This is a genomic window from Enhygromyxa salina (assembly GCF_000737335.2).
GTDB lineage: Bacteria > Myxococcota_A > Polyangia > Nannocystales > Nannocystaceae > Plesiocystis > Plesiocystis salina_C.
Genome location: NZ_JMCC02000014.1, coordinates 80,680 through 105,876 on the forward strand (window position 1 = coordinate 80,680; position 25,197 = coordinate 105,876).

Genomic DNA, 25,197 nt, shown 5'->3' on the forward strand with positions numbered 1-25,197 from the left:
GGATCAGCTCCCCTCCCCAACCGGCCGGGTCAGCGATCCGATCAGCTCCACCCGGTTGAGGTGGCGCCCACCTTCGAACGTTGCGTCGATGAACCCGCGCAGCAGCAGCTTGGCCAGGCCGACACCGGTCACCCGTTCGCCAAGACACAACACGTTGGCGTTGTTGTGGGCCCGAACCATCTGGGCGCTGAACACGTCGGCCACCACCCCCGCGCGAATGCCTGGGATCTTGTTGGCGGTCATCGCCATGCCTTGGCCGGTCCCGCACACCAACAGCCCAAACACGTCCGCGGCTTGGCCCTGTCGGTCCTGCAGCACCCGCTGGCAGACCTGCACGGCGATGTTGGGATAGTCGACGCGCTCGCTGGCCACGGCGGGACCCGAGCGGCTGAGCACCGGCAGGCCCCACTGGGCGAGCTCTGCCACCAGGACATCGAGCAGCATGACGCCGCCGTGGTCGCTCCCGACGTGGAACCGCATGCCTGATTTGTACCCGATCCGGTTGACCGGCGCGGGCCCGATTTACAGGCCGTGTTCCAGCCGAGCGCGGGGCAGCCAACGATCGCCCGCCGCGCGCACTGCTGGGAGTCTCAGGGGGTGCGCTTGAACAGCAGGCAGGCGTTCGTGCCACCAAACCCAAAGCTGTTCGACAGCGCGTATTCGACCTCGACCCGCCTGGCTTGATGCGGAATGTAGTCGAGGTCGCAGCTCGGATCGGGGTCGTCGAGGTTGATCGTGGGCGGCAGCACCCCGCGCGAGAGCGCGAGACAGCACAGCGCGCCCTCCACAGAGCCCGCGGCCCCGAGCAGGTGCGCGTGCATGGACTTGGTCGACGAGACCTGCAGCTTGTCGGCGTGGGCCCCAAACACCTGGCGGATCGCCTGGGACTCCACCGTGTCGGCCCCGGTCGAGGTGCCGTGCGCGTTGACGTAGCCGATCGCGTCGCCGCTGATGCCAGCGTCCTCGAGTGTCAGGCGGATGCACGCCTGCGCGCCCTCGCCGTTGGGGCTTGGCGCGGTCACGTGATGCGCGTCGGAGTTGGCCCCGTAGCCCACGATCTCGGCGATGATCTTGGCCCCGCGCGCCTTGGCGCGGTCCATGTCCTCGAGGACCAACAGCCCGCAGCCCTCGCCCATCACGAAGCCATCGCGGCTCTTTGTGAACGGTCGCGACGCCTTGGTCGGCTCTTCGTTGTTCTTGCTCAACGCCCGGGCGGCCGCGAAGCCACCCACGCTCAAGGCGGTGATCGTCGACTCGGTGCCGCCGGCGATCATGACGTCGGCGCGGCCGTAGCGGATCGCGAGGTAGGCCTCGCCGATCGAGTGCGCGGCGGTGGAGCACGCGGACACGTGACTCATGAGCGGGCCCTTGAAGCCCTGGAAGATCGAGATCTGCCCGCCCGCGAGGTTGATGATCAGCGCCGGGACGAAGTACGGGCTGATGCCGTGACGCCAGCCCTTCTCGCGCATGGCGAGGTGCGTGGCTTCAATCGTCGTGATCCCGCCGAGGCCCGAGCCAACGTAGACCCCCGTGCGCTCGGCCGGAGGCCGGTCCTCGTGCAGGCCAGCGTCCTCCAGTGCCATGTACGAGGCCGCGACCGCGTACTGGATGAAGGTGTCCATCTGCCGGGTGTACTTCTTGGAGAAGTACTTGGTCGGCTCGAAATCACGAACTTCAGCTGCGATCCGCGTGGGCAGATCGCTCGCGTCGAACTTGGTGATTGGACCCACGCCGCTGCGGCCGGCGATCACCGCCTCCCAGGTTTGCTCGGTGTCGAGCCCGAGCGGGGTGATCATGGCGGTTCCAGTGACGGCTACTTTGCGCTCTGCCACGTGTGCCTCGTTGTCTTGGCTATCCCTGACTAATTTGGCAGGCACCCGCAAGAGCTGGGTGCGCCATGACTAACTGACTGACGATCGCAGCGCCGTCGCTACGGGAGATCGGTAGCGACGCGCGATCGGTCGTTCAGCCGTCGTTGTTCCGCTTGATGTACTGAACGGCGTCGCCGACGGTCTTGATGCTGTCGACCTTGTCGTCCGGGATCTTGATGCCGAACTCTTCCTCCAGGGCGAGGACCAGCTCGACGATCGCGAGCGAGTCGGCCTGGAGATCGTCGGTGAAGCTCTTCTCGGGGGAGACGTCGGTTTCGGGGACGTCGAGCTGCTCGGCGATGATCCCTTTGATCTTGTCGAGGATGGGGTCGGGGCTTGCGTCGGACATGTCTGGATTCGCTCGTTGTTGTCGAAGGTGGTTGCTTCGGGGTTTGGGATTCACATTGCGAGTCCGCCGTTGACACGCAGCACGTGGCCGGTGACGTAGGCGGCGGCCGGCGAGGCCAGCCACGCGACGGCCTCGGCGACCTCGGTCGCCGCGCCAATTCGGCGCAGGGGGATCTTGGCCAGCAGCTGCTCGCGGGCGTCGCCCTGCAGCGCGGCGTCGGTCATGTCGGTCTCGATGAAGCCTGGGCTGACGGCGTTGACGGTGACGCGACGACCGGCGAGCTCTTGGGCCAGCGACTTGGTCAGCCCCAGCAGCCCAGCTTTGGACGCCGCGTACATCGACTGCCCGCCGTTGCCGGTCTCGCCGACGACGCTCGAGACGTTGATGATGCGCCCAGCGTCCTTGGCCTTGAGCAGGTACCGGGCGGCGGCCTTGCAGCAGTACACGGCGCCCTCGAGGTTGACCGCGAGGGTGCGCCGCAGATCTTCTTGCTTGGCTCGCATCAGCAGCCCGTCGATCGAGATGCCGGCGTTGTTGACGAGGATGTGCAGCCCACCGAGCTCGTCGGTGACGCGCTTGACCCCCGCTGCGACGGCGTCCTCGTCGGCGACGTCGAAGCCGACCGCGATCGCCTTGCCGCCGGCCGCGATGATCTCGTCACACAGGGCGACCGCCGCGGCCTCGTTGCTCGCGTAGTTGACACCCACGGTCGCTCCGCGAGCGGCGAGGGTTGCAGCGATCGCACGGCCAATACCACGCGAGGCCCCCGTCACTAGCGCGACGCGGTCAGTCAGGGATAGCGATGGCGGTAGGGCCGTCACGGCGCCAGACGTGTATCGCATCGATGCATCACTGCCCAGGCCCTCGATCGCTTCGAAGCTCACGAACCGCGACGAAGCGCAACGCCTCCAACGCACCGCGCACGCACTGTCACAGCCCGACCCGCTCCGGCAGAGCGGCTCGCTCGCCTAACGCGAACGCCTGCTGGAGCCGGCCACACCCTCGCGCATGACTCGGGCAGCCCGTCGAGCACACACGACCGCTGCGAGCAGGCACGGGGTCCTGCGCAACACAGCGCGACCGGGGGCTCCAACACCTGGCCCAACCAGCGGGCTCAAGACTTCGGGAGCTTGTCGACGTCGGCCGGCTCGCCGAGGCTGTAGACTTTGAAGCCACGATCGATCCGCCGCAGCAGACCCCGAAGCACGTTGCCGTTGCCCAGTTCGACCGCGCGTTCGCAGCCCATGTGCAGTGCCTTTCGCACGGATTCCTCCCAGCGAACCCGATGCGTGACTTGAGCCACGAGCAACCCACGGACCCGATCCGTGTCGTTGATCGGCTCGGCGTCGACGCAGCTGATCACCGGCGCCCGCATCGGCGCAATGTCGACCTTCTCGAGCCACTCGGTCAGCCGCTCGGCCGCGGGCTGCATCAGCGCGCAGTGGAACGGGGCGCTGACCTTGAGCGAGATGGCGCGACCTTCGGCGTCGTGGGCGAGATCCGAGATCCGCTCGACCGCGTCGTGGTGACCGGCAACCACGATCTGGTTGGCGCCGTTCAAGTTCGCCGGGCTGACGATCTCGCCGTTGATGCTGGCCTCCTGGCACATGGCCTCGACCTGCTCGATCGGCAGGCCGATGATCGCCGCCATCGACCCGCCGGTGGGCACCGCCTCCTGCATCGCTTGGCCGCGCAGGCGAGCGAGACGAACGGCCGTCCAAAACCGAATGCTACCGACGGCGACCAGCGCCGAGATCTCGCCCAGGCTGTGGCCAAGCGCGAGCTTGGGCCGGATGTCCGTGCGGGCCTCGAGCACCCGCAAGGCGGCGATCGAGGTGGTGAGGATCGCCGGCTGGGTGTGTTCGGTCTGCTGGAGATCAGCTTCGGGGCCCTCGAAGCACAGCTTTGACAGCGACTCGCCCAGCGCCTCGTCGGCCTCTTCGAACACGAGCCGCGCTTCGGGGTACTCGCGTGCGAGCGCGCGGCCCATGCCGAGCGTCTGGGTGCCCTGTCCGGGGAACATGAAGGCAGTGGTGCTCACGACTTGCTCGGTGTTCATGGGTCTAGTGGAGGTTGCGGGCCAGTTCGAACAGCTCGGCGTGGCCTTGGATCGCGCTGGCCACGGCCTGGGTCAGGCCGCCTGTGGCGAAGCGCTGGGCCGCGAGCAGTGCGTTGAGAAGCGCCCGCGACGTCGCAGCACCGTGGCAAATCATCACGGCGCCGTCGACCCCAAGCAGCGGCGCGCCGCCGTGAGCCTCCGGGTCGAGACGCCGCGCAACACCCTGCAGCGCGGGCTCGATCGCATCCGCGATCCGGCGTTCACCCTGGACCGCGTCCACCGACGCCGAGCCCGCCAGCTCGGCGCGCAACATCGTCGGCCACGCGAGCATCGCCGCCTCGGCCAGCTTGAGCACGACGTTCCCCGTCCACCCGTCGGTGACCGCGACATCGCAGCTGTCCGCGAACAGCTGGCCAGGTTCGACATAGCCGATGAACTCGAACGCCTCGGACCGCGAGGCCAGATCGTGCGAGAGGATCTCGTGAACCCCACGGGTGAGCGCCGTGCCCTTGGCGACCTCGGTGCCGTTTGCGAGCACACCCACCCGGGGCCGATCGATCCCACTTTGCACCCGTGAAAACGCGGCGCCGATCACCGCGAACTGGACCAAGTTGATCACCTTGCACTGGACGTTGGCGCCCGCGTCGAGCAGGACCGTATGCCCCGCGTGAGCCGGCACGCGGGGAAAGCTGGTGGCGATCGCCGGACGATCCACCCCCGCGACGCGACCGAGCCGCATCAGCGCAGCCGCGAGCAGCGCCCCCGAGTTGCCAGCCGAGACCACCGCGTCGACGTGGCCCGCGGCGAGCCGATCGATCGCTACACACAGCGAGGCGTCGGGCTTGGCGCGAACCGCCCGAGCCGGACTCTCGTCCATTTCGATCTGCGTCGACGCGTGCGCGAGGTGGATCCCCGCGGCGCGCGTCGACAGCTCGGACAACTTCGCCGCGAGGACGGCTCGATCACCGACGAGCTCGACCTCGATCCCAGCCTCGGCGGCTCGGACCGCCGCCTCGATCTCGGGATCGGGCCGACGGTCCGATCCGAACCCGTCAAGCCCAACGCGAAGCTGTCGACCCTGCCCCATGACGCCCGCCCGCGGTCACCCAATCGAGATGCCTGCAAACAAATGCCCCCCCGCAAGCAAACGCCCCTTGGGCGCGAGCGCAGCGAGTGACCGCGTAGTGCGAAGCCGCCTGTGGGGGGTAACAACCAGCGGCCAGCACACGATCCAAGCCCCCTTCTAGGGGGCCAATCATGCCCCCTTCTAGGGGGCCAATCATGCCCCCGCAAACAAACGCCCCCTTGGGAGCGAGCGCAGCGAGTGACCGCGTAGTGCGAAGCCGCCTGTGGGGGTAAAAACCAGCCAAGCCCCCTTCTAGGGGGCCAATCATACCCCCGCATACAAACGCCCCTTGGGAGCGAGCGCAGCGAGTGACCGCGTAGTGCGAAGCCGCCTGTGGGGGTAAAAACCAGCCAAGCCCCCTTCTAAGGGGCCAATCATACCCACGCAAACACTGCCCCCTTGGGAGCGAGCGCAGCGAGTGACCGCGTAGTGCGAAGCCGCCCCGGGGGGGTAAAAACTAATCCCGCTCGACAGCGATGACTTCGCGGCCCTTGTAGAACCCGCAGGCCGGGCAGACCCGATGGCTCAGCATCAGCTCTCCACAGTTGGAACAGGGCGAGAGCACCGGTGCAGTCCGGCGATCGTGATTGGCCCGACGCATGTCGCGACGAGATTTGGACTTGCGTTTCTTCGGTACAGCCATGACGTGGAGTCCAGGTGGAGGCGGAGTGTGGATGGTTTGGAGGAGAGATGAAAGCCCGTGCGCCGGAGTTGGCTCACAGGTCTTCTTCGGACTTGACCTTGGCTAACGCCCGCTTCCATGGCGAATCCGGGGTCTCGTCGTCGGCCGCGCTGCCGTCTGGCAGCAGGCGCAGGCCACATTTTGGACAGCTGGCCGCGGCCTCGCTGTCGGACACAGTGGAATTGAGTTCGGTGCCACAGCGCATGCACAGGCCCCGACAGGCCTCGCCGCGACTACACAGCGCGCGCATTGGATAGGCCAGCAAGAGCTGCTCTGACACGAGCGCGCACAGGTCGACCGTGGTGCCCTGGTAGCCGATCTCGTCGAGTTCGGAGGTCTCGAGCGGCTCGATCTCGTCTTCTTGGCCGGGCTCGCCGGAGAACTCTGCCCAGCTGCGCACGCGGTCCGCGGGGACGAAAGTCACGCACAGATCCCCGAGCTCGCCGCCAACATCGACGGGCGCGGGCTCGAGGCAGCGCGCGCACGGGACCAGGTAGCGAAGCTCGAGCTGACCGCGGACGAGCAAGGTGCGATCGGTCTGCAACATCAGCTCGAGCCGGGCGATCCCGCCGCCGTCGGTCTCTGAGACGATCGCGTCTGTCTCGGCGAGCACCGAGGCGATCCATGCTGCGGGGATCTGGGCCTCGAGCGGCTGCGGCCCGAGCTCGAGTTGCTCGAGGTCGATCCGCAGGGCCGCGACGCCGGCTGCCGGCTGCCCGTCCTGGGGATCACCGGACGCTCGTCCGGTTCGCTGGTGTTTTCGGGGGGCCATTTCGAACGGGCGTGTCTAGTACACGGGTCCGCGCCCGACAAGGGGTGCGCGATGGTTGCTGACGCAGCGGTTTCCGCGCCCAGTCTCGCCCGTCTGGCCCTGGCCCGAGGCTTCGCATACCCTCGCGCGACTTCAGCCGGACATCGCAGCGCACGCTGGCCCCGCCAGTCGTGCAAGTCGTCACCATCGCCGCCGTTGGTGCGCCCTGCCCGTCCAACGCTGTCCAGAGCGGCCCGCATCTCGATGAGCCAGCGCCCCCGAACCGACCTCCGCGCCAGTGGCCATTCCGGCTCGACTTTGGCGGCCCCCCGCACTCTCGAAGCCCGTCTGCTCGGGCTGGTAGTGGCGATCGTCGCTGCCGTCGCGGTGGCGTGGCCCGGCGAAGCCCGCGCTGGCGAGCCCCCCTGGTCCCGCGGACCGCTGAGCATCGGCGGCCCGCTCTCGGCCTCCGGGCCGTTCAACCCGACGGGCGGATCGCTCGTCCCGCTCGCCGCCCCGCCAGCCGCCGGCCCCGGCGCGACGATCCCCGTCAGGCCGACCCAGCCCCAGCAAGATCCTCAGCAAGATCCGCAAGCAGAAGACGAGGACGACGACCTGCTCGAGCAACCTCGCGGACGCGGCACCGATCCCGCCACGCTCGAGCTCACGGTCCCCGAGCTGCAGAGCAAGCGAACGATCCCGCCATTTTGGCTCGAGCGCGACTACAACACGCACAAGACCACCGCGCTGACGCTGCCGCCGCTGTACTTCCATCGCCAGCCCAAGCCCGGTCACCCCGAGACCTTGGCGCACGTCGATCTGAGCCTGACGATCGCCTACTACGCCAAGAGCCGCCGCAAGCAGCGGTGGATGAACCCGCTGGTGCTGTTCTTCGGCGGGTTCTCGGAGCACAAGACGGTGTGGACGGCGATGCCCTTGTTGATGGGCTACCGCCGCGTCGGCGAGCAGTTCAACTTTGGTCAGTTTCCGTTCGTGTGGTGGTGGGGCAACCGCCACGTCAAGAACCTGTTCGTGTTCCCGGTCCACTTCCGCAAGAAGACGCCCGATCAGGTGTTTGGAGTCTCGGGCTTCTTGGCCTGGTACGGCAGCCGCAACCTCGACGACGACACCGTCGACAACGATCGCCGCCACTTCGTGTTCGCGCCGATCTTCTTCAGGTTCCAGCGCGGGCTCAAGACGATCGACGCCAGCCCGCTCTACTTTGGTGGCAAGAACCTGGCGAACGGCCTGACCCACCGGACCATCCTTCCTTTTGTGCACTGGGAGAGCCGCGAGTTCGGCAACCGCAAGGAGCTGTGGACGATCCCGTGGATCCGTCGGACCGACGTCGCGCGGGGCCGCAGCGCGTGGGCGCTGCCCTTGTTGTTGAGCTTCCGCGATCGCAACCCCGAGCGTGAGTTGATGGCGTTGACGCCGTTGCTCTGGCACCACCGCGATCGGGTCCGCGACCGCAACACCTGGGTCACGCCGCTCGGCGGACACCTCCAGGATCCCCAGCAGGCGATCTCGTGGGCAGCCCCGGTCTGGTGGCGCTTCGTCGACCGCCGCGCCAAGACCTCCGTCAACGTGATCGCCCCGCTCGCCGTCTGGAAGCGCAGCCCGACCAAGCTCAGCGTTCACACGCTCGCGCTCTCGTACTGGCGCGACAAGGCCGAAGGCGGCGGCGGTGGCGGGTCGTTGCCGCTGCTGAGCTTCGTCCACCACTCGCAGCTGCGCAGTCGCCAGTTCGTGCTCGGTGGCCTGTTCTGGCGGTTCGCCAACAACGATCCCGCGGGCACCGGCAGCGTCGATCCGATCGCGCGCCGCAGCGCCTGGGGCGTTGGGCCGCTGGTCTATCGCAGCAAGCGCGTCGAGCAGGACGTCGACCGCGCTCGGTTTGGGATCCCGCCGCTGCTCACGTTCACGGGCCGCGACGGCAGCAAGAGCCATCAGGTCGTGACGCCGCTGTTTTGGCACTACCGCGACCGCGACAGCGCCAACCAGCACGACACCTGGGTGGTGCCGCCTTTGTACGTGCAAAAGCGGGCCGAGGGTTTTCGCGCTGGGCTGCCGCCAGTGTTCTTCGCCGCCAACGACGAGCGCTACCGCTACGCCGTGATCCCCGGGCTGTTGTTCGGCCACGTCGAAGACAAGCTGACCCAGACCCAACGCACGATCTCGCCGCTGTTCGTGCGGACCAAGTCACCTGACTCGCGGGTGATCGGGGCTGGCCTGATCGCGTGGGATGTCCAGCGCCAGATCGACGCGGGCCCCGGCTCGGTCGCCCTGAAGCAGCGCGACTCGGTGCTGTTCCCGCTTTACTATCGGCGCGAGCGTGGCGACCGGACCTTGCACGTGAGCCCGCTCGGCGGCGCGCTGCGTGGGCCCGATGGCACCGCGTGGCTGGGCGCGCTGGCCTACGGGTTCAAGCGCGAGTCAACCGACGAGGCCGGCATCCAGCGCAGCGGCGGCGGCTTGCTGCCCTTGATCCACCACGAGAACCGCCGCGACGCGAGCGGCAAGCTCGTCGGCGCGACGACCAGCGTGTTCCCGCTGTTCCTGCGTGACCGTCGGCCCGAGCGCGACCTCGACATCTGGTCGCCGCTGGTCTGGCGGGGGCGGATCCGCGGCGACAACCCGCGCAACAACCTGGCGATCGTGCCGCTGTACTTTGGTCAGCGCCAGCCAGGTGGCGTCGACCTCGACGCGAGCTTCTTCTTCGTCTGGTCCCGCGACCGCACCCGCCACACCCACACCTTGGTCGCCGGGCCGTTCTATCACCGGCTGCAGCGCGACAAGCTGATCACCGGGCTCGGTCCGCTGAGCTACTGGGAAGACTCGAGCAAGCGTCGGCTGCTGGTGGTCCCGCCGCTGATCGTCAGCCTCGAGGACAAGGTCAAGCGCACGCGCACCAGCGTCGCGCTACCGATCTGGTTCGACCGCGTGCAGGCCAACCGCAGGGTCTGGATGGCGTTCCCGGTCATGGTCGGCGTCCACCGCAAGAACGACTTCACCAAGGCCGGCCTCGCCGTCCCGCTGTTCTACGACATCCACCGGCTCGGCAAGAACTACCGGTTCACCGGCGTGGTCCCGCTGCTGTTCCGCTATCAAAAGGGCGGGTTCCAGGCCGACGACGACCCCGCGGATCGCTACACCCTGTGGGGCAGCTTCCCGCTGTTCTTCTACGGCCACGACGGCCACGGACGCACGACCCACTCGGCCGGGGCGCTGTACCTGTGGGACAAGAGCCCCGACGGCTGGAAGTTCTTCACGCCGCTCGCCGGCGTCGCGCAAAAGCCTGGCAAGCAGGTGAGCTGGTACGCGCCGTTGATCTACCGCAAGGTCACCAACGAGCAGCACACCACTTTCTTGTGGCCGCTGATCGCCTACCACAAGGGCTACCGCAAGGGCCAAGACGGCAAGCCCTACAAGGACATCAGCACGACGTGGGTGCTGCCCCCGCTGTACGTCGGTCGCCACAACGAGGACCGGAGCTGGTGGCAGTCGACGCTGCTGGTCTGGCAGTTCAAGCGCCCGCACAAGGTCAGCACGGCCGTCGTGCCGCCAGTGTTCTTCCTGCAAGACAGCTACAAGCAGCGGCGCCTGCACTGGCTGCTGCCGCTCTACGTCCGCGACAACAACATGGCCAAGGGCGAGGCTTGGACCGCGGTGATGCCCGGTCTGTACCTGCAGCACCGCAACGAAAAGCACAACAACGCGGTGCAGTTCCCGTTGCTGTGGCACTTCGACAACCCCAAGCGGCGCGTCACGATCGGCGGCTTCGTTTGGTACGACGTGCGGCTGCCCGAGCGGGGGACGAAGACCCAGATCCTGCCGTTCATCTATGCGCGACGCGAGACCGACGATCGGGTCGGGCACATGGTCGGCCCGGGGCTCGGCACCTGGCGCCGCGAAGCCGAGGGCCAGCCCCCTGCCCTGCACTGGCGCGCGCTGTTTTGGATCGTTGGCGGCGGCAACGAGGACGGTCAGCGCTACCTGTGGCTGTTCGGCGCGAAGATCAAGCTCGCGCCGAAGCCCCTCGCGCCTCGCAAGCAACGGCAACGTGGTCGTCGGGGCGGCAGCCCGGACAAGTCCACCAACGACGAAGCCGCGCGCAACGACGCGATCGAAGCCGCGTACCTCGGCGCGGCGATCTGAGCGAGCGGTCCTCTGCTCGGGCGAGGGTGCCCAGGCTCGACTTCACGTCGAGCTGCTGGGCGCCTCGCGCTGGCGCGTGCGCCTGCAGCGAAACGGTCGCGGCGCCCCGTCCTGGCGAACACGTCTGAGCCCGGATGCGGGCTCTCGTCCGTTCGCGGTCGCCAGTGACATGCGTGGTGATCTCCAGAACATCCGCCTGTAGCGGGACACTCGCGGGATCTCTCGTCGCGCTCGATCGGTCGTGTTGGGGCCAAGATCGGGGCCGCGACGATCGTCAACGAGGCCGCGATACGCGGGCCGAGTCCCTGTAGATCGAGTCAACCGCATCAGCGGGAAAGGACGACTCGAAAATGATCAAATCACTCATACTCACCTCCCTCGCGTTCCTCACCCTCGGCACTGGCCCCACGAGCACCATCCAGGCGCCAGATCGGTGTGGGGAGGTCAACGCCGTGGGGTATCCGCTCTACTGCGAGCTCACGGGACCCGACGCCCCTTGGTGGGACGACGAGGTCTGCTGCTCAGGCGCGAAGTGCGTCGAGGTCGGGACTGCCGGCTGCCCTGACGACCTGCAGAAGTACTCGTGCCGACACGCCGAGATCGACACGCGCGGCCAGGTCACCTGCCTGTTCGAGGTGCCGAGCTACTGCGACGATCACAGCTGTCCGGCCGGCTTTCAGCCACAGCCACAGAGCATGGTGATCTGCTGCTACGCGGAGGGGTGCTTCGACTCCACTGACATCTACTGCTACGGCGACGCGTACTGGTGCGACAGCGGGGTCAGCAACCTGGACGGCACCGTCACCTGCTTCGACCAAGAGTGAGCGCTGGACAACGTTGGATCAGGCTCAGGGCGCCTGATGTTCATGATCCAGCGACCTGGTCGTCGTCAGCTTGGCGGCGAGCACCTCGGCGAGTTGCCGCGTTGATCGGCAGGCCGGGCTGGGCGGCGACTCGAACAAGTGGATGACCTCCGTGATGGCGGCGACCACCTCCGTGTTGTCGAGCTGCGCCTCAGGGCCACGATGCATCTGTGTCGTGACCCTGAGACGCGTGAGCGCCTCTGACACCAGATCGCAGCGACCCGTGCTGGCCCCGATCCGTGCGCGCAACAGCAGCGCCGGCACCAGCAGCTGGTCCGCCCACCCCCTGTGCGCTTCCCCCCTGTGCCCTTCAGCGATCGCCAGCATTGCGTCCACGTCCTGGAGCGCCTCGTCGAACCGACCTTCGCGCGCGCGTTCGCGTGCGCGCACCAACATCAACTCGAACCTGAGCTGCGGCGCGTCAACCTGGGCCTCGTCGAGGCTCTTCAGCGCTTCGACGACGCGCGACTCTGGCAGTGAACGCGAAGGCCCCGATGACTCGGCGGCCTTTGCCTGTGCGAGCACCAGCTCGGCGCGGGCGCCGGCCTCGACGTTCACTCGCTGCGCCAAGCTGGTCACGGCCGCCAAGTGATCGAGGCTGTCGTCGCCGACCGCCTGCGCCAACCGGACCCGCTCGAGCAGCACGTGGAAGCGAAGCGAATCGAGGCCCAGCCGATTGGCTTCGGCCAGGGCCGCCCGCAGGCGCAGGGCGGCGCGTTGATGCTCGCCAGCGTCGATCAGCATGCGCGACTGCCAGCGAGCGACCCGGACCCGCGCGGCGGCGATGAAGGGCTCGTCGGCGCGCTCACCGGTGGCGAGCTGCTCAACCCGCGCCTCGAACGTTGCGAGCATCAAGGCTGCGTCGTGTTGGCGGCCCGCCAACACGGCCTGCTCAATCTGCGCCTCGAGGCTTGCGAACTCGGCGACCTGCGCGATCGCCAGCACCCCCGAAGAGGATGCGGCCACGCCAAGCGCTGGATTGACGCACACAGAGGGCTGTTGGAGCTCGGACAGCAACGCCCGCGCGATCGCGGGTGACATCTGCCCTCGTGGGTCGTCCTGCGCGACCAACAGACCCACCACCGCCCCGAGCCGCTCGCGCTGTCGCTGCAAGCAGCTGGCCACGGCGTCATCGACCGCGCACGCGCGATCCCACAGCGACGACCAGCTCGTGGTCCAGGCCGATAACCAGGCGCTGGCGAAGCGCAGCTCTGGGCGCCGCTCGAGCGCCGCGCGCTGCCGTGGCCCCCACTCGCGGGCCATGGCGCTCGCCCCGTCCGTGCACTGGTCTGCGGCGGGCGACGGCGAATTCGTTCCGAGCAAGCTGAGCGTGCCGATCAAGGCACAGGCAAACGCCAGCCCAAACGCGCCGCCCACGAGCCCCCCCGAGAGCCCGCGAAACAGCCCGCGAAACAGGCCACGGAAGGCACGTGGCACGGCAGCTAGACGACGGCTGGCCTCGAGCGCCTCGAGCAGCGCTTCGACGCTGGGCCAGCGTTGCTCGGGGACTTCGCTCAGACCACGCAACAGCGCGGCCTCGATCGCGCGTGGCATGCCGACCGGACGGCCGCGGCCTCGCTCGAGCCGGCCGGCGGCGATCGAGCCCAGGATGGTCGCGGCGCATCGGCCTGCGTAGGGGCGCACGCCAAACAGCGCCTCCCAGGCCATCGCGCACATGCTGTATTGATCTGCGCGCGCCGGGTCATGTGGGACCCCGGCGAGGCACTCGGGGGCCATGTAGGGCTTGGTGCCGCCCCCAGGTTCCTGGGCTGGCGTGAGCGCGAAGATGTTGCGCACACCGGGCCCCGTTGGGTCTGGCGGCGCGCCCTCCAGCTCACCTTCCAGCTCCCCCTCCAGCTCACCTTCTAGCTCGGCGGAGACCTCCACCGCGGCGCGGCGCACCGCGGCGGCGACCTCGGCGCTAGCGACCCTGGATCCGACCCGGGCGAGCCCGAAATCCGCGATCCGAACCCGCCCATCTGCGCCAACGAGCACGTTGCCAGGCTTGACGTCGCCGTGGACCAGGCCTGCCCGATGCACGGCCACGAGGCCACGTCCGGCCGCGATCACGCAGTCGAACACGCTGGTCCAGCGACGCGGGCGCGCACGCAGCCAGCGGCCAAAGTCGGGGCCGTCCACCAACTCCATGGCGATGAACGCCAGGCTCTCGACCTGCCCAATGTCGTGAACGGAGACGACGTTTGGATGGGCGACCCGAGCCAAGCAGCGGGCCTCGCGGAAGGCGAGGTCATCACAGTGGCCGTTCGTCAGCACTTTGATGGCGACCCGACGCTCGAGCTGGGTGTCCCACGCCTCGAACACCTGCCCCATGCCGCCGCGACCGATCACGCGCAACAGCTGGTAGCGGCCAAACTCCACGACGGGTTCAATGGCCAAGTCGTCGGGCTCCAGGATATCGGCGATATCGCCGATATCGCCGATATTGGCGTCCTCGTCCGTATCTGGGCCGCGTGCGTGGGGACGCAGCGGATCATGGCCATTGAAAATCTCCACCCCGATTGCTCGTGTGGCGATTATGAGTGGAGCCTGCGCTGGAAGTAAACTGAACGGGGATGAATTTTGAGTGGCCCAGTTTCGGGCCACCTCCGTATTCCGGCGCTGATCGCGATCGCGATCGCTGCGTCGATCGCGATCGCGATCAGCGCGACTCGTCCGATTGGTGCCAGATGCCCCTCACAAACCGAGGCGAGCCACCGCAAACCCACCGCCCGCGAGCACGAGTTGCCCGGAGATCTACATGAGATCTCCTTTTTTCAAACGTGAGTAATACATGACCTTGCATATTTGCCGGATCAAATACGGCACATAATCATACCACTCTCAACTATGCCCATTTGGTAACATCCGCATGGTTGCACCACGTCGATGTGTCTGGTTCCATCGGCAAGCAAGAGTTGGGCCGCGCGCATTTCGCGACCCCACGACGAACACCGCGGACCACCGGCCCAACGATTACGCGCGCGGGGCCGGTCGGCGAACGATGCGAACTTGCTGCACGACTTCGTCCTCGACTGGCTTGTCGTTGGCCCCGACCGCGACGTTGGCGAGCTCGTTGGCGAGCTCGACCCCAGCCTTGGTGCATCGGCCAAACACCGAGTGGTCACCATCGAGGTGCCCCGCCGGCTCGAGCACGATGAAGAACTGTGCGCTGCCGGTGTTGGCCCCTTTGTTGGCCATGCTCAGCGCCCCGCCATCGTGGCCGAGCTCGGGGTGAATCTCGTCGGGGATCACATACCCAGGATTTCCGCGACCGGTCGCCGTGGGGTCGCCACCTTGGATCATGAAGCCAGGGATCACGCGGTGGAAGGTCGTGCCGTCGTAGTACGGCTGCCCCTCCACCCATGTGTCGGCGTCGCTGTCGAACCATGGCCGGAGCCCGCGCGCGAGACCGACAAAGTTGGCGACGCTCACCGGGGTCAGGTCTTCGAACAGCCGGCAGTCGATGACCCCGCGCGCGGTCACGAACTCGACCCACAGCTCCCCGTCGCTCGGCAACCCAGCGAGCGCCTCGTCGAGCGAGAACAGCCCGTCGACAGGATCGCCTTGGGCGGCGTTGAACGCCCGGATCTCGTCGAGGGTCATGCCGACCTCGGGCTCTTGGCCGCGCTTGAACCGGGTCGAGAGATCGCCGGCCCGGCCGGGCGCCTCGCTGTCCTGGCCGTCGCGCAGGGTCGACCGATCGGAGCTCGAGTCACCGCCGCGCCCGGAAGGCTCGCCAACCACGTTGCTCAGCAGGTCCTCCTCGCCGGGCAACGGGGGCGGAGGCATGAACACGCAACCCGACGTGAGCGCGAGCACGAGAACCGCCACCAACGACCCGGGCGACTGGGCCACAGCCATGCTCGAGTCGCCGAGGTCGCCAAAGTCGCCAAGGTGGGGCATCAGGGGCGCAGGTTGACCGGCCTCCGACGGCTTGACAAGCCCGAAGCTACGGGCAACAACATGCGGCCTCCGGCGCCCACGCCGGCCAGCGAAGCAAGATCGAGTCAGCGAGACACCATGGCGAACCACAAGCAGGCTGAGAAACGCAACCGACAGCGCATCAAGCGACGAGCTCGCAACCTGATGCACGTCAGCTCGATGCGTACCTATATCAAGCGGGTCCGCAAGGCGATCGCCGACGGCGACGTCGAGGCTGCCAAGACCGCTCTCCCCGTGGCGATCAGGGCGATCGGCAAGGCCAACGCCAAGGGCGTCATCCACCGTCACACGGCATCGCGCTACACCTCTCGCCTGACCCTCGCGGTCACCAAGGCTGCCGCCACCGCGACCGCCGACTGAGACCGAACTCGCTTCGCGTCAACGGCCTGCTGCGTTCGCAGCGGGCCGTTGCTGTTTGTGCATCGGGCCTGCTGCTGTTTGTAGCTGGCGCGGGCCGAGCGGATGTCGGTCACCGAGCGCCGCGAGGGTCGACCAGCGGCAGCGCGCTGCAGGTGTCGAGGACCCACCGCTGCAGGGCGATGTACGGCGACTCGTAGGCCAGCTTCGAGCCGCCCTTGAGATCTGCGTCGAGCCGCGCCAGGCCAGCGTACGCGGCCCGCAGGCGCTGCTCGTCGAAGCTGTTGGCCTGATCCTGAAGCTTGCGGACGGCGTACGGCTTGCTGTTGAGCGCCGCGGCGGGATCTCGGGCGAACTTCACCGTGCACAGCCGCCGCGTCTGCCACAGCAACAAGCCGAGCAGCTTCATGGCCTGGCCCGAGTCCTTCTCGCCCGTGTGGAACATGCGCGCGAGGATCTCCAGGGCCTGGGTGTGATCGGAGCGGCCGATCGCATCGGTTAGATCGAAGGCGTTGGCCTCGCGGGTGGTAGCGACCACGGCCTCGACGTGCTCACGCTCGACCCGCGCGCCGTTGGAGAAGGCCACCGCCCGCTCGAGCGCGGGGATCAACTCCGACAAGCTGGTCCCGACCGCGCCGACCAACGCGTGGGCGCCAGCCTGACTGAGCGGGAGTTGACGGCGCTGGGCCTCGGCGAGCAGCTCGCTCGCGGCCTCGCCCTCACCGGCTGGCGCCATCTGGCACTCGACCACGTGCTTGGCCTTCTTCGCCGCCTTGACCAGCTTCGAGGTCCCGTTGATCCCCGAGCTGGTCACCACCAACACGGTGCTGGGGTTGGGCGCGTCGAAGTACTCGATCAGCGCCGCGATCGCGTCGTCGCGCTTGGACTCCGGCGCCTTGACGTCACCGTCCAGATCTTCGGCCCGCTTGTGGCGGCCCCAGTCCTCTGGCGAAGACAATTCCACGAGCCGCCGCGCGCCCATCATGGGGACCTGGCCGCAGGCGTTGAGGACCTCGGCCGCGCTCAGCACATAGGGCGCGTCGAACTGCTCATGATTGAACGCCTCCATGCCGGTCGAGACCCCACCGGGGCGCAGCGTGGCCTCGCGCAGGACCGCGACGGCCGAGCTGATCGAGGTTTGGTCTGCCCCCCACAGCAAGTAGACCGGGGCCAGCTCCCCGCGGGCGACCGCGTCACCGAGCTGCCCGAGGCCGCTCACGCTGCCCCACCCCTGGCCCCCCGCCGCTTCAGGGTGACGACGACCTCGACCTCGGCGGTCATGGGCATCATGTCGAACACGCGCAGATCGGCGATCTCGAACGGCGATCCAGCGCCGATCATCACGGCCAGATCACGGGCGAGCGTGGCGGGATCGCACGACACGTAGACAATGCGCTCGCTCGCAACGGCGATCAGATCCTTCGCGGCCTGGACACCGATGCCCGCCCGCGGCGGATCACACACGACGATCTCGTAGGTGCGCCCGCCCGCGGCGAGCTTGCCGAGCAGCTTCTCGGCCTGGCCGCGCTTGACGTTGATCGGCAGGCCCCAGCGCTCGGCCGTGCGCTGCAGGTTGGCCACTGCCTCGCGATCGCCGTCGATCGTCCACACCCGCTTGGCCGAGCGGGCCAGCGCCCGTGAAAAATTGCCAACGCCCGCGTGCAGCTCGAGCACGCGCCGCTCGGCCGGCTGGGCCATCGCCATCACGTGGTCGACCAGCGCGGCGTTCTGCCGCGCCTGGGCCTGACTGAAGGTGAACGGACCTTGGGCGACCGGCGGGATCGGGCCGTTGCCGTCGAGCTCGAGCCAGGTCCGGCCCACGCCCACGTGCTCACGACCCCCGCGCAGCTGGACGCCGACCAGGGTTGGCCCGTCCTCGGACGCGCTGGAGCTGGCGATGAGCTCGCGGATCGCCGCGTCGAGCTCCGGGTGCGGGCGGACACCTGGCAGGCCAAGCACCACCTCCACGCCGTTGGTAATTCCGTGGACGCTGCCGGTCGCGGGCAGCCAGCTGGCCCACTCGCGCAGGCGCTGCATCGCCCAGTCGAGGGCGGGGTCGAGCACGGGGCAGTGATCCGCGTCGACCAGCTCGTGGGATCGCTGGCCAAAGAAGCCAAGCTCGAGCGCCTGGCCGCCACCGGCCCCCGTGACCCGATAGTGCAGCCGCGCGCGTCGCCGATACCCGAGCGCCTGCGGACTCGGCACCGCGACCGGCGTGGGCACTTCCAGCCGGCGCAGCTGGTTGGCCACGATGTCGGCCTTGAGCTGGGCTTGGGCGGCCGGATCGACGTGCTGCCACGTACATCCGCCGCAGCGATCTGCGACCGGACACGGCGGCTGCACGCGCAGCGCCGAGCGCTCGAGCAGCTCGACCACGTGGCCACGCAGCCAGCGCTTGTGCTCACCCGTGACGCCAACGCGGACCCGCTCGCCCGGCAGCGCGCCCTCGACGAACCACACCCGGGCGTCGCTGCCATCGGCCGCCTTGCCGACGCCTTCGCCCCCATGAGCGAGATCGCGGATCTCGACGATTGTGGTGCCAGACGGGGTCGTGGGGGTCGTGTTGCTCACCAGGCGCCGGTACTACCCCGGCGACCCTGCGCCGGCAAGGCCGAGGTCCAGCACCCACGCGTTCGGGCAGCACCGGTCCACGGCCGCGGCCGCCAGATCATAGTGCGCGCGCGCGCGCTCGAGGATCCACGCGTCGCTCGTCGCGACGACGCCCTCGAAGCTCGCTAACCGACGATCGGGATCATGGTCGAGCTCGATCTCCCATGCCCAGCCGTGGCTCGCGGCCAGCTCCGCCAGCGCCTGCGCGAGCCGACCGCTGTTGGACACGGGACGATCGAGCCACCACTGGACCGAGGCCGGCGCGAGCGCGGCGAGGTGCTCGCCGATCGCCGCAGCCGCCGCGAGGGTGTGGGCGGTGCGGCGATAGCTGCCGTGGACGCTGGCCAGATCGCGCAGCGCTCCGTCGCGGCCGCGCAGCAGCACCCCACCAGCGAGCGCGACCTCGAGCGAGATCAAGACGTTGAAGCCGTCGATCGCAAGCGGCCGCCCGGCGAGCGCCTTGGCGTCGATCCGTCGGTCGCTGCGCCCGGCGAGCGCGGCGTCGGTGCAAGTGCTGCGCAGCACCGCCGTGCGCTGCCTGGTTCGAAGGCCGTGACGATTGCCAACGAGCTCGAGCGCCGCGGTCTCGGGGTAGCCACGCTCGAGCAACCACGCGAACTCGGCCACCGCGGTGCGCAGCGCTGGCAGCTGCGCCTCGCCGAACAACGCGGCGTCGTCGTGCGCTGGCCCCCGGGTCATGACCCTACAAGTACACCGCCAGGCCAACCGCCACGACCGGCGAGACCAGGTTTGGCTGCAAGACCACGGTCTCGCCAAGCGGCTGCCCCAGCTCGTCGGCGTAGCTGACCGAGTAGCGGGTATCGACCAAGCCCACGCGCAAGCCCAACGCCACGAACAGTGACAGCTGCGCGAGCGGAACATAGTCCAGCTGCACGCGCGGCTCGATCGCCGGGATCGCGCGCAGCTTCGAGCCGCCAAACAGCAAGCTGATGTCGCCGATCGGATCGGTGGCGCGGCGCTGGTGGAGCTCGGCGACCACCCGCAGCTGCGCGTCGAGGGCCACGCCCGAGCGCGCCCACGCGTGCTGGTAGCCAGCGATCAGCGAGATCGGGTAGCGGGCCACCCGGTAGGTCATGACCCCCGAGACCGTGGGGTGGCTGACCGTGCGCTCGAACCGGGGGATCAGCGCCACCCCAGCACCCACGTGCGCGCCAGGGGCGGAGCGCCAGCCCAGCGAGAGCTCGGCGCCGCTGTCCCAGGCGCGCTCGCGGGCCCACGCTTGCCCAATATAGGCGGCCTGCAGGCGCACGTGGCCGCGCGCGCGCAGCTGCTGCGTGGGCGTGAGCGGAGGCGGCGGGGCGACGTCGGGCGGCTCGACGGGATCTGCCCGGTCCAGATCGACCTTCACCTCGCGCGCGTCGCCGCGCTCGGTGCCGGCCGAGGCGCGCGTCAACCCGATCGGTCGCCCGGCGATCAGATCGGTGGTGAGGTGCCGAATGATCACGGCGGCCGCCTCGATCGCCGCGAGACGATCGTCAAACCCGAGCACCGGACGCAGCAGCACGCCGCCGTCGCCGACGACCAGGTGGATCGTCAGCCCGTCGGGCCGAGGCTCGAGCCACACCAAGCCCACGGCCGCACGCGCGCGCACCAACGCCTCGCCCGCGGCGATCTTGGTTGGCAGATCCCACGCCGGATCCAGGTCGATCCGCTCGAGCGTGACCTCGACGTCGTTGAGCTCGACTCGAACGGCGCGCAGCGACGCGGCCCCCAGCTCGCTCTCGTCAGCGGCCAGCAGCAGCATCGGCGCGGACTCGCCGGGCTCGTCAGACCCTGCTTCCCCGATCGAGTCCCCGCTCGGAGCCGGCGGCCCGGCCCAGACCCCAGCGGGCAGCGCCCCCACCAGCGAGGCCCACAAGAGGGCTGACACCCGTTTGCTGCGAGGTTCCTGCATCCCGGCTGCGCGACTGCGCCGACCGTAGCACCTTCACGCCGCGCGGTGCTCCGACGCCGGCCGGCGGACGTGGGGCAGCACGACGGTGTTGGCGACCAGCACGCCGGCGACGAGCGAGGCCGCGACCAGGATCATCCGAAACGCCGCTTCGATCCCGGCGAGCGCGTCGTCGGCCATGAACGAGGTCACGCTCTGAAACCCGAGCGCGCCGGGGACCAACAGCAACAAGCACGGCAGCAAGATCACCGCCGCCGGGAGCCGTCGCCACGCCGCGTAGCCGTTGGCAGCCAGGGCGACCGCGAACGCCCCCGCGAACGCGCCGAGCTCCGAGCCGACCACCGAAGCCGCAAACCGAGCCAGCTCGCTCGCCAGGATCCCCGTCGCCGCGATCGCCGGAATGTCTGCGCGGCGGGCCTGGAACAGCACGCAAAACCCGATCGGCGCCAGCCCCAGCGCGACCAAGCGCGTCCACGCCGGGAGCGCGTCGGTCAGCCACGGCGCGATCGCATGGACGCCACCGATCGGCAGCACCTCCACGATCGCCCGCGCCACGGCGACCCCGAACGCCATGGTCATGAACACGGTCAGCGAACCGGCCAGGCGCGCCGTCCCAGACACCAAGTGGCGGGTCGCCAGCTCGGTCATTGCCAAGGTCAGGCTCAGCCCTGGCACCAACACGATCAGCGCCGACAGGATCGTCACCTGCTCGTGGACGCCGGTGATCCAGCGCGCCGCCAGCAGCGACGCGAGCGCGGCCAAGAACGCGGCGAGCGGCGTGAGCACCCGGCCCAGCCCCGCCCGCGCGGTCGCAAAGCGCGACAGCCCACCCAGCCCCAGCCCCAAGCCCAGCGAGATCAGCACGTCCGCGAGGTTGCCCCCAAAGAACCGGGCGGCCCCTGCCGAGGCCAGACCAAACGCGGCGACCACCGCGGCGCCACCGTAGATCGGCGGCGCCGCGGCGACCTTGCGCAGCGCGACCCGGCCGGCGACCGGATCGAGCCGACCCGACGCGACCTCGGAGATCACGGCGTCGAGCTCGACCAAGCGACCGAGCTCGGCCTCGCCCGCGTCCGCGCGGATCAGGTAGGCCCGCCGACCGCCAAACGCGAGCTCGATCGCGGTCGGCGTAGCCAACACCTGCAGGCGCAGGCCGAGCGCTTTCGCGCAGGCGACCAGCGTGTCCTCGAGCCGATGGGCGGGCGTCCCGTGTCGGTGCAGGTGCTTCGCCGCGCTGACGAGAAACGCACGCGAATGCCGCGTTTCCGGGCGAAGATTATGCGACAATGTGCGCATTTTTCCGTATCATCCGTGGCAGGTGCCGAACCGAGTCGAATTTATCTGAGTTATGCTCATCGTCCACCGAATTGAAATCGGATGCACATGGAAACTCGAAGCCTGGACCGAATCGACCACGAGATTCTCGCGGCGCTGCAAAACAATGCTCGGCAGAGCAACAAGGAGCTGGCCGCGTCGGTCGGCCTCGCGCCGTCCAGCTGCCTCGAGCGGGTCAAGCGGCTGACCCAAGACGGGATCATTCGGGGCTTCCACGCCGACGTGGATCCCAAGGCGCTAGGGATCACCCTCGAGGCGCTGGTGTTCGTCCGCATCGTCCGACACCAGCGCGAGCTGATGCAGGCGCTGTGGTCCCACCTCGCCGCGCAGCCCGAGGTTCGGGACCTCTACGACGTCGCCGGCTCCCACGACCTGGTGGTCCACGTGGCCGTGCGGGACGTGGACCACCTTCGCCGCCTGGTCGCCGACCAGATCGCCAGCCGGGCCGAGCTTGGCCAGCTCGAGACCTCGCTGATCTTCCAGCACCGCCGCAGCACCACCTTGCCCGACTACGGCCACGAACACGCGCCGCCCGCCCGTGGGCGGCATGAGTGATACACTGCCGCGCTACATGTGGAGGCGAGCGATCAGCCCCGAGGTGCGCGACCGGATTGATCGGCTCGAGCTCCCCTTCAACCGCTGGGGCTTGGATCCCTACGGCATCTCCAAAGATCATCTGGGTCTGTTCCTGACCGTGCTCGGCCAGGCTCACAAGCACTACTTTCGGGTGCGGGCCCACGGCGTCGAGAACGTCCCGGCCAAGGGCGCGGCGATGCTCGTGTCCAACCACTCTGGGGGGCTGCCAACCGACGGCGGCATGATCCTCGCCTCGATCTTCTTCGATCGCGATCCGCCCCGGCTCGCCCACGGCATGGTCGAAAAATTCGCCCAGAGCATGCCCTTCATGGGTCCGTGGTTCTCGCGCGTGGGCCAGCTGCCGGGGCTGCCCGAGCACGCCAAGCGGCTCTTACTCGACGGGCGCCTGTTGATGGTGTTCCCCGAGGGTGCCCGCGGGACCGGCAAGCTCTACCGCGATCGCTACCAGCTGGTTCGCTTCGGCACTGGGTTCATGCGGATCGCCCTCGAGACCGGAGTGCCGATCGTGCCGATCGCGTTCATTGGCGGCGAAGAGGCGATCCCCACGATCTACCACGCCAAGGGCCTCGCCAAGCTGCTCAACGCGCCCTACGTCCCGATCACGCCCTATGTGATGCCGGTGCCGCTGCCCGTGCAGTGCGAGGTGCACTACGGCGAGCCCATGAAGTTCGAAGGCACCGGCAACGAGCCGGACGACGTGATCAATGGATACGTCGCGCAGGTGAAGGAGCGGGTCGAAGACTTGATCGCCGTCGGTCGTGGGTCGCGATCGCGGGGGCTCGCGGATCTGGCGGAGGATCTGGTCGAGGACCTGGGCCCCGTGTGGGACGGGGCGGACTCCTAGAGCGCTGCCGCCCCTTCCCTCGCCCGCTCATCCGTGGCCTAATCCAACCCTCGTGAAGGTCCTGATCACCGGCATCGCAGGCGCCCACGCGCAGCTCGTCGCGCTGCGGTTGGTCGACGGCGGCCACGAGGTCCTGGGGATCGACGTGCGCGCGTGGCAGGGCGCGCCGCGGGGCGTGACGATCTTCCAGACCGACGTTCGCAAGCGCCCGGCCGCCGACGTGTTCCGCGTGCACCGGCCCGACGTGGTCATTCACATGGCCACGGTCACCCACTTCAACGCCAGCGCCGAGCAGCGCTACCGGGTCAACCTGCGCGGGACCCAGGCGGTGTTTCGCTACTGCGAAGAATTTGGCGTCAAGAGGGCGGTGTTCGTCGGACGCCACACGATCTACGGCGCGGCCGCCGACGCGCCGCTGTACCGCAACGAGAGCGAGCCACCGCTGGCGGTCTCGACCTTCCCCGAGCTCGCGGATCTCGTCGCCGCGGATCTGTATGCCAGCCGCGCGCTGTGGTCTTGCAAGAACATGTGCACGGCCGTGCTGCGGATCGTGTACGCGCTTGGCCCAAGCGGGCGCGGCACGCTTGCGAGCTTCCTGGCGGGGCCGCGGGTGCCGATGGCGCTTGGCTTCGATCCGCTGTTTCACGTCATGCACGAAGACGACGCCGCCAAGGCGATCGTGCTCGCGGCGGAGTCCGAGATCGCCGGGGTGTTCAACGTCGCCGGGCCGCCGCCCGTACCGCTCTCGGTCCTGTGTCGGGCGACCCATCGCTCGGCCCTGCACCTGCCCGAGCCGTTCTTGCCCCGCGCGCTCGGGCGGTTTGGGCTGCCCAAGCTCCCGCCTGGCGCGATCGCCCACCTCAAGCACCCGGTCGTCGTCGACAACAGCGCCTTCATCGAGGCCACCGGGTTCGAGTACAGCCACGACGAGCACGCGACGATGTCTTCGTTCCGCGACGCCAACACCCTGCGAGAAGATCGAGGTCTGTAGATGAGCGAAGCCTTTGGTGAACTGCCTCCCAGCTGGCACGCCGTGCTCGGCGACGAGCTGGCCAAGCCCTACTTTCGCAAGCTCGAGAGCTTCGTCGCCACCGCCCGCGCCACCCAAGAGGTGTTTCCGCCCGCGCAAGAGGTGTTCGCGGCGTTCGAGCACACGCCCTTCGAGTCGGTCCGCGTGATGATCCTGGGCCAGGATCCGTACCACGACAACGATCAGGCCCACGGGCTGTGCTTCTCGGTCCGGCGCGGGGTCAAGATCCCGCCCTCGCTGCGCAACCTCTACAAAGAGCTGAAGACCGACGTCGGCATCGACGGGCCAGACCACGGGTACTTGCAAGCCTGGGCCGAGCGCGGGGTGATGCTGCTCAACACCGTGCTCACGGTCCAAGCCCACAAGGCCAACTCGCACCGCAAGAAGGGCTGGGAGACCTTCAGCGATCGGGTGATCGAGGTGCTCGCCGCCCGTGAAGATCCGCTGGTGTTCGTGCTGTGGGGCAAGCCCGCGCAAAAGAAGCTCCCGCTGATCGAGCGCGCTGCTAGCCATGGCCACCACGAGGTCATCCTCGCCGCCCACCCCTCGCCGCTGTCGGCCAGCAGCGGGTTCTTTGGCAGCAAGCCGTTCTCGAAGGTCAACGCCGCGCTCAGCGGCTGGGGCAAGCCGCCGATCGACTGGTCGCTCCCCGACTGACGCGGGCGCCCCACTGTTTTCAGCTCGGGCGAGGGCTTCTCGCCCGCTTGCGGA

The 25,197-nt window shown here is 68.6% G+C and carries 22 protein-coding genes; 7 read left to right on the forward strand and 15 right to left on the reverse strand.

Annotated elements, in window-relative coordinates:
• Window positions 1-3: 3 nt before the first annotated feature.
• From rpiB to DB30_RS07385, 8 genes are all read right to left on the reverse strand, one after another.
• The gene (gene rpiB, locus DB30_RS07350) at window positions 4-480 is read right to left on the reverse strand and encodes a ribose 5-phosphate isomerase B (RefSeq protein ID WP_052547270.1); all 477 of its coding nucleotides are present in this window, start codon (window positions 478-480) and stop codon (window positions 4-6) included.
• A gap of 110 nt (window positions 481-590) precedes the next feature.
• A complete protein-coding gene (gene fabF / locus DB30_RS07355; RefSeq protein WP_146658223.1) occupies window positions 591-1,832 on the reverse strand; it encodes a beta-ketoacyl-ACP synthase II in 1,242 nt (413 codons plus the stop codon).
• Window positions 1,833-1,965: 133 nt separating this feature from the next.
• The gene (acpP, locus tag DB30_RS07360) at window positions 1,966-2,220 is read right to left on the reverse strand and encodes an acyl carrier protein (RefSeq protein ID WP_052547272.1); all 255 of its coding nucleotides are present in this window, start codon (window positions 2,218-2,220) and stop codon (window positions 1,966-1,968) included.
• A 50-nt stretch (window positions 2,221-2,270) separates the two neighbouring features.
• Entirely contained in the window at window positions 2,271-3,062 is a 792-nt protein-coding gene (locus DB30_RS07365) for a 3-oxoacyl-ACP reductase family protein (protein ID WP_052547310.1), read from the reverse strand.
• A 272-nt stretch (window positions 3,063-3,334) separates the two neighbouring features.
• A complete protein-coding gene (gene fabD / locus DB30_RS07370; protein ID WP_052547273.1) occupies window positions 3,335-4,279 on the reverse strand; it encodes an ACP S-malonyltransferase in 945 nt (314 codons plus the stop codon).
• Window positions 4,280-4,283: 4 nt separating this feature from the next.
• Window positions 4,284-5,366: a phosphate acyltransferase PlsX gene (gene plsX / locus DB30_RS07375; RefSeq protein WP_052547274.1), complete on the reverse strand. Its 1,083-nt coding sequence runs from the start codon at window positions 5,364-5,366 to the stop codon at window positions 4,284-4,286.
• 496 nt (window positions 5,367-5,862) lie between these two features.
• Window positions 5,863-6,048, reverse strand: a complete 186-nt coding sequence (gene rpmF / locus DB30_RS07380; RefSeq protein WP_052547275.1) for a 50S ribosomal protein L32 — start codon at window positions 6,046-6,048, stop codon at window positions 5,863-5,865.
• Between the two features lie 73 nt (window positions 6,049-6,121).
• Entirely contained in the window at window positions 6,122-6,859 is a 738-nt protein-coding gene (locus DB30_RS07385; protein ID WP_052547276.1) for a YceD family protein, read from the reverse strand.
• 342 nt (window positions 6,860-7,201) lie between these two features.
• On the opposite strand from DB30_RS07385, the gene DB30_RS07390 reads away from it, so the two are divergent.
• Window positions 7,202-10,996, forward strand: coding sequence for a hypothetical protein (locus DB30_RS07390; protein WP_052547277.1), 3,795 nt, complete (start codon window positions 7,202-7,204; stop codon window positions 10,994-10,996).
• 350 nt (window positions 10,997-11,346) lie between these two features.
• On the forward strand, window positions 11,347-11,820 hold the full coding sequence (locus DB30_RS07395) for a hypothetical protein (protein ID WP_052547278.1): 474 nt from the start codon (window positions 11,347-11,349) through the stop codon (window positions 11,818-11,820).
• A 24-nt stretch (window positions 11,821-11,844) separates the two neighbouring features.
• On the opposite strand, the gene DB30_RS07400 is transcribed toward DB30_RS07395, so the two are convergent.
• Window positions 11,845-14,373 (reverse strand): serine/threonine-protein kinase, encoded by a 2,529-nt coding sequence (locus tag DB30_RS07400; RefSeq protein WP_052547279.1) that lies wholly within the window; start codon window positions 14,371-14,373, stop codon window positions 11,845-11,847.
• A gap of 459 nt (window positions 14,374-14,832) precedes the next feature.
• Entirely contained in the window at window positions 14,833-15,762 is a 930-nt protein-coding gene (locus DB30_RS07405) for a peptidylprolyl isomerase (protein WP_240480183.1), read from the reverse strand.
• Window positions 15,763-15,879: 117 nt separating this feature from the next.
• Here DB30_RS07405 and rpsT point away from each other — a divergent pair, with 117 nt between their 5' ends.
• The gene (gene rpsT / locus DB30_RS07410; RefSeq protein WP_052547280.1) at window positions 15,880-16,161 is read left to right on the forward strand and encodes a 30S ribosomal protein S20; all 282 of its coding nucleotides are present in this window, start codon (window positions 15,880-15,882) and stop codon (window positions 16,159-16,161) included.
• Between the two features lie 109 nt (window positions 16,162-16,270).
• Here rpsT and holA read toward each other — a convergent pair whose 3' ends face one another.
• Genes holA through DB30_RS07435 form a run of 5 tightly spaced genes read right to left on the reverse strand, consistent with a single transcriptional unit; the run spans window position 16,271 to window position 21,976 of the window.
• Window positions 16,271-17,377: a DNA polymerase III subunit delta gene (gene holA / locus DB30_RS07415; protein ID WP_052547281.1), complete on the reverse strand. Its 1,107-nt coding sequence runs from the start codon at window positions 17,375-17,377 to the stop codon at window positions 16,271-16,273.
• Window positions 17,374-18,729: a class I SAM-dependent RNA methyltransferase gene (locus DB30_RS07420; protein ID WP_052547282.1), complete on the reverse strand. Its 1,356-nt coding sequence runs from the start codon at window positions 18,727-18,729 to the stop codon at window positions 17,374-17,376. The genes holA and DB30_RS07420 overlap by 4 nt, the downstream gene beginning before the upstream one ends.
• A gap of 12 nt (window positions 18,730-18,741) precedes the next feature.
• Window positions 18,742-19,467 (reverse strand): DUF434 domain-containing protein, encoded by a 726-nt coding sequence (locus DB30_RS07425; RefSeq protein ID WP_052547283.1) that lies wholly within the window; start codon window positions 19,465-19,467, stop codon window positions 18,742-18,744.
• A gap of 4 nt (window positions 19,468-19,471) precedes the next feature.
• Window positions 19,472-20,659, reverse strand: coding sequence for a hypothetical protein (locus DB30_RS07430; protein WP_052547284.1), 1,188 nt, complete (start codon window positions 20,657-20,659; stop codon window positions 19,472-19,474).
• Between the two features lie 57 nt (window positions 20,660-20,716).
• On the reverse strand, window positions 20,717-21,976 hold the full coding sequence (locus tag DB30_RS07435) for a threonine/serine exporter family protein (RefSeq protein WP_052547285.1): 1,260 nt from the start codon (window positions 21,974-21,976) through the stop codon (window positions 20,717-20,719).
• 87 nt (window positions 21,977-22,063) lie between these two features.
• On the opposite strand from DB30_RS07435, the gene DB30_RS07440 reads away from it, so the two are divergent.
• The 4 genes from DB30_RS07440 to ung are packed head-to-tail and all read left to right on the forward strand — an operon-like array spanning window position 22,064 to window position 25,143.
• Window positions 22,064-22,570, forward strand: a complete 507-nt coding sequence (locus DB30_RS07440; protein ID WP_052547286.1) for an Lrp/AsnC family transcriptional regulator — start codon at window positions 22,064-22,066, stop codon at window positions 22,568-22,570.
• Window positions 22,563-23,456: a lysophospholipid acyltransferase family protein gene (locus DB30_RS07445; RefSeq protein ID WP_240480184.1), complete on the forward strand. Its 894-nt coding sequence runs from the start codon at window positions 22,563-22,565 to the stop codon at window positions 23,454-23,456. The genes DB30_RS07440 and DB30_RS07445 overlap by 8 nt, the downstream gene beginning before the upstream one ends.
• Before the next feature lie 52 nt (window positions 23,457-23,508).
• Entirely contained in the window at window positions 23,509-24,447 is a 939-nt protein-coding gene (locus DB30_RS07450) for an NAD-dependent epimerase/dehydratase family protein (RefSeq protein ID WP_052547288.1), read from the forward strand.
• Window positions 24,448-25,143 carry a uracil-DNA glycosylase gene (gene ung / locus DB30_RS07455; RefSeq protein WP_052547289.1) on the forward strand — a complete coding sequence of 232 codons (696 nt, stop codon included), beginning with the start codon at window positions 24,448-24,450 and terminating at the stop codon, window positions 25,141-25,143. It begins immediately after the preceding gene.
• Window positions 25,144-25,197: the final 54 nt, after the last annotated feature.

What these genes read in the sequence shown, in the direction of transcription:
- rpsT (WP_052547280.1), top strand. Translation starts at nt 15,880, where the DNA reads ATGGCGAACCACAAGCAGGCTGAGAAACGCAACCGACAGCGCATCAAG.
- DB30_RS07445 (WP_240480184.1), top strand. Translation starts at nt 22,563, where the DNA reads ATGAGTGATACACTGCCGCGCTACATGTGGAGGCGAGCGATCAGCCCC.
- DB30_RS07405 (WP_240480183.1), bottom strand. Translation starts at nt 15,762, where the DNA reads ATGCCCCACCTTGGCGACTTTGGCGACCTCGGCGACTCGAGCATGGCT.
- DB30_RS07385 (WP_052547276.1), bottom strand. Translation starts at nt 6,859, where the DNA reads ATGGCCCCCCGAAAACACCAGCGAACCGGACGAGCGTCCGGTGATCCC.
- DB30_RS07440 (WP_052547286.1), top strand. Translation starts at nt 22,064, where the DNA reads ATGGAAACTCGAAGCCTGGACCGAATCGACCACGAGATTCTCGCGGCG.
- acpP (WP_052547272.1), bottom strand. Translation starts at nt 2,220, where the DNA reads ATGTCCGACGCAAGCCCCGACCCCATCCTCGACAAGATCAAAGGGATC.
- plsX (WP_052547274.1), bottom strand. Translation starts at nt 5,366, where the DNA reads ATGGGGCAGGGTCGACAGCTTCGCGTTGGGCTTGACGGGTTCGGATCG.
- DB30_RS07365 (WP_052547310.1), bottom strand. Translation starts at nt 3,062, where the DNA reads ATGCGATACACGTCTGGCGCCGTGACGGCCCTACCGCCATCGCTATCC.
- rpiB (WP_052547270.1), bottom strand. Translation starts at nt 480, where the DNA reads ATGCGGTTCCACGTCGGGAGCGACCACGGCGGCGTCATGCTGCTCGAT.
- DB30_RS07425 (WP_052547283.1), bottom strand. Translation starts at nt 19,467, where the DNA reads ATGACCCGGGGGCCAGCGCACGACGACGCCGCGTTGTTCGGCGAGGCG.
- fabD (WP_052547273.1), bottom strand. Translation starts at nt 4,279, where the DNA reads ATGAACACCGAGCAAGTCGTGAGCACCACTGCCTTCATGTTCCCCGGA.
- rpmF (WP_052547275.1), bottom strand. Translation starts at nt 6,048, where the DNA reads ATGGCTGTACCGAAGAAACGCAAGTCCAAATCTCGTCGCGACATGCGT.
- DB30_RS07435 (WP_052547285.1), bottom strand. Translation starts at nt 21,976, where the DNA reads ATGCGCACATTGTCGCATAATCTTCGCCCGGAAACGCGGCATTCGCGT.
- ung (WP_052547289.1), top strand. Translation starts at nt 24,448, where the DNA reads ATGAGCGAAGCCTTTGGTGAACTGCCTCCCAGCTGGCACGCCGTGCTC.
- DB30_RS07395 (WP_052547278.1), top strand. Translation starts at nt 11,347, where the DNA reads ATGATCAAATCACTCATACTCACCTCCCTCGCGTTCCTCACCCTCGGC.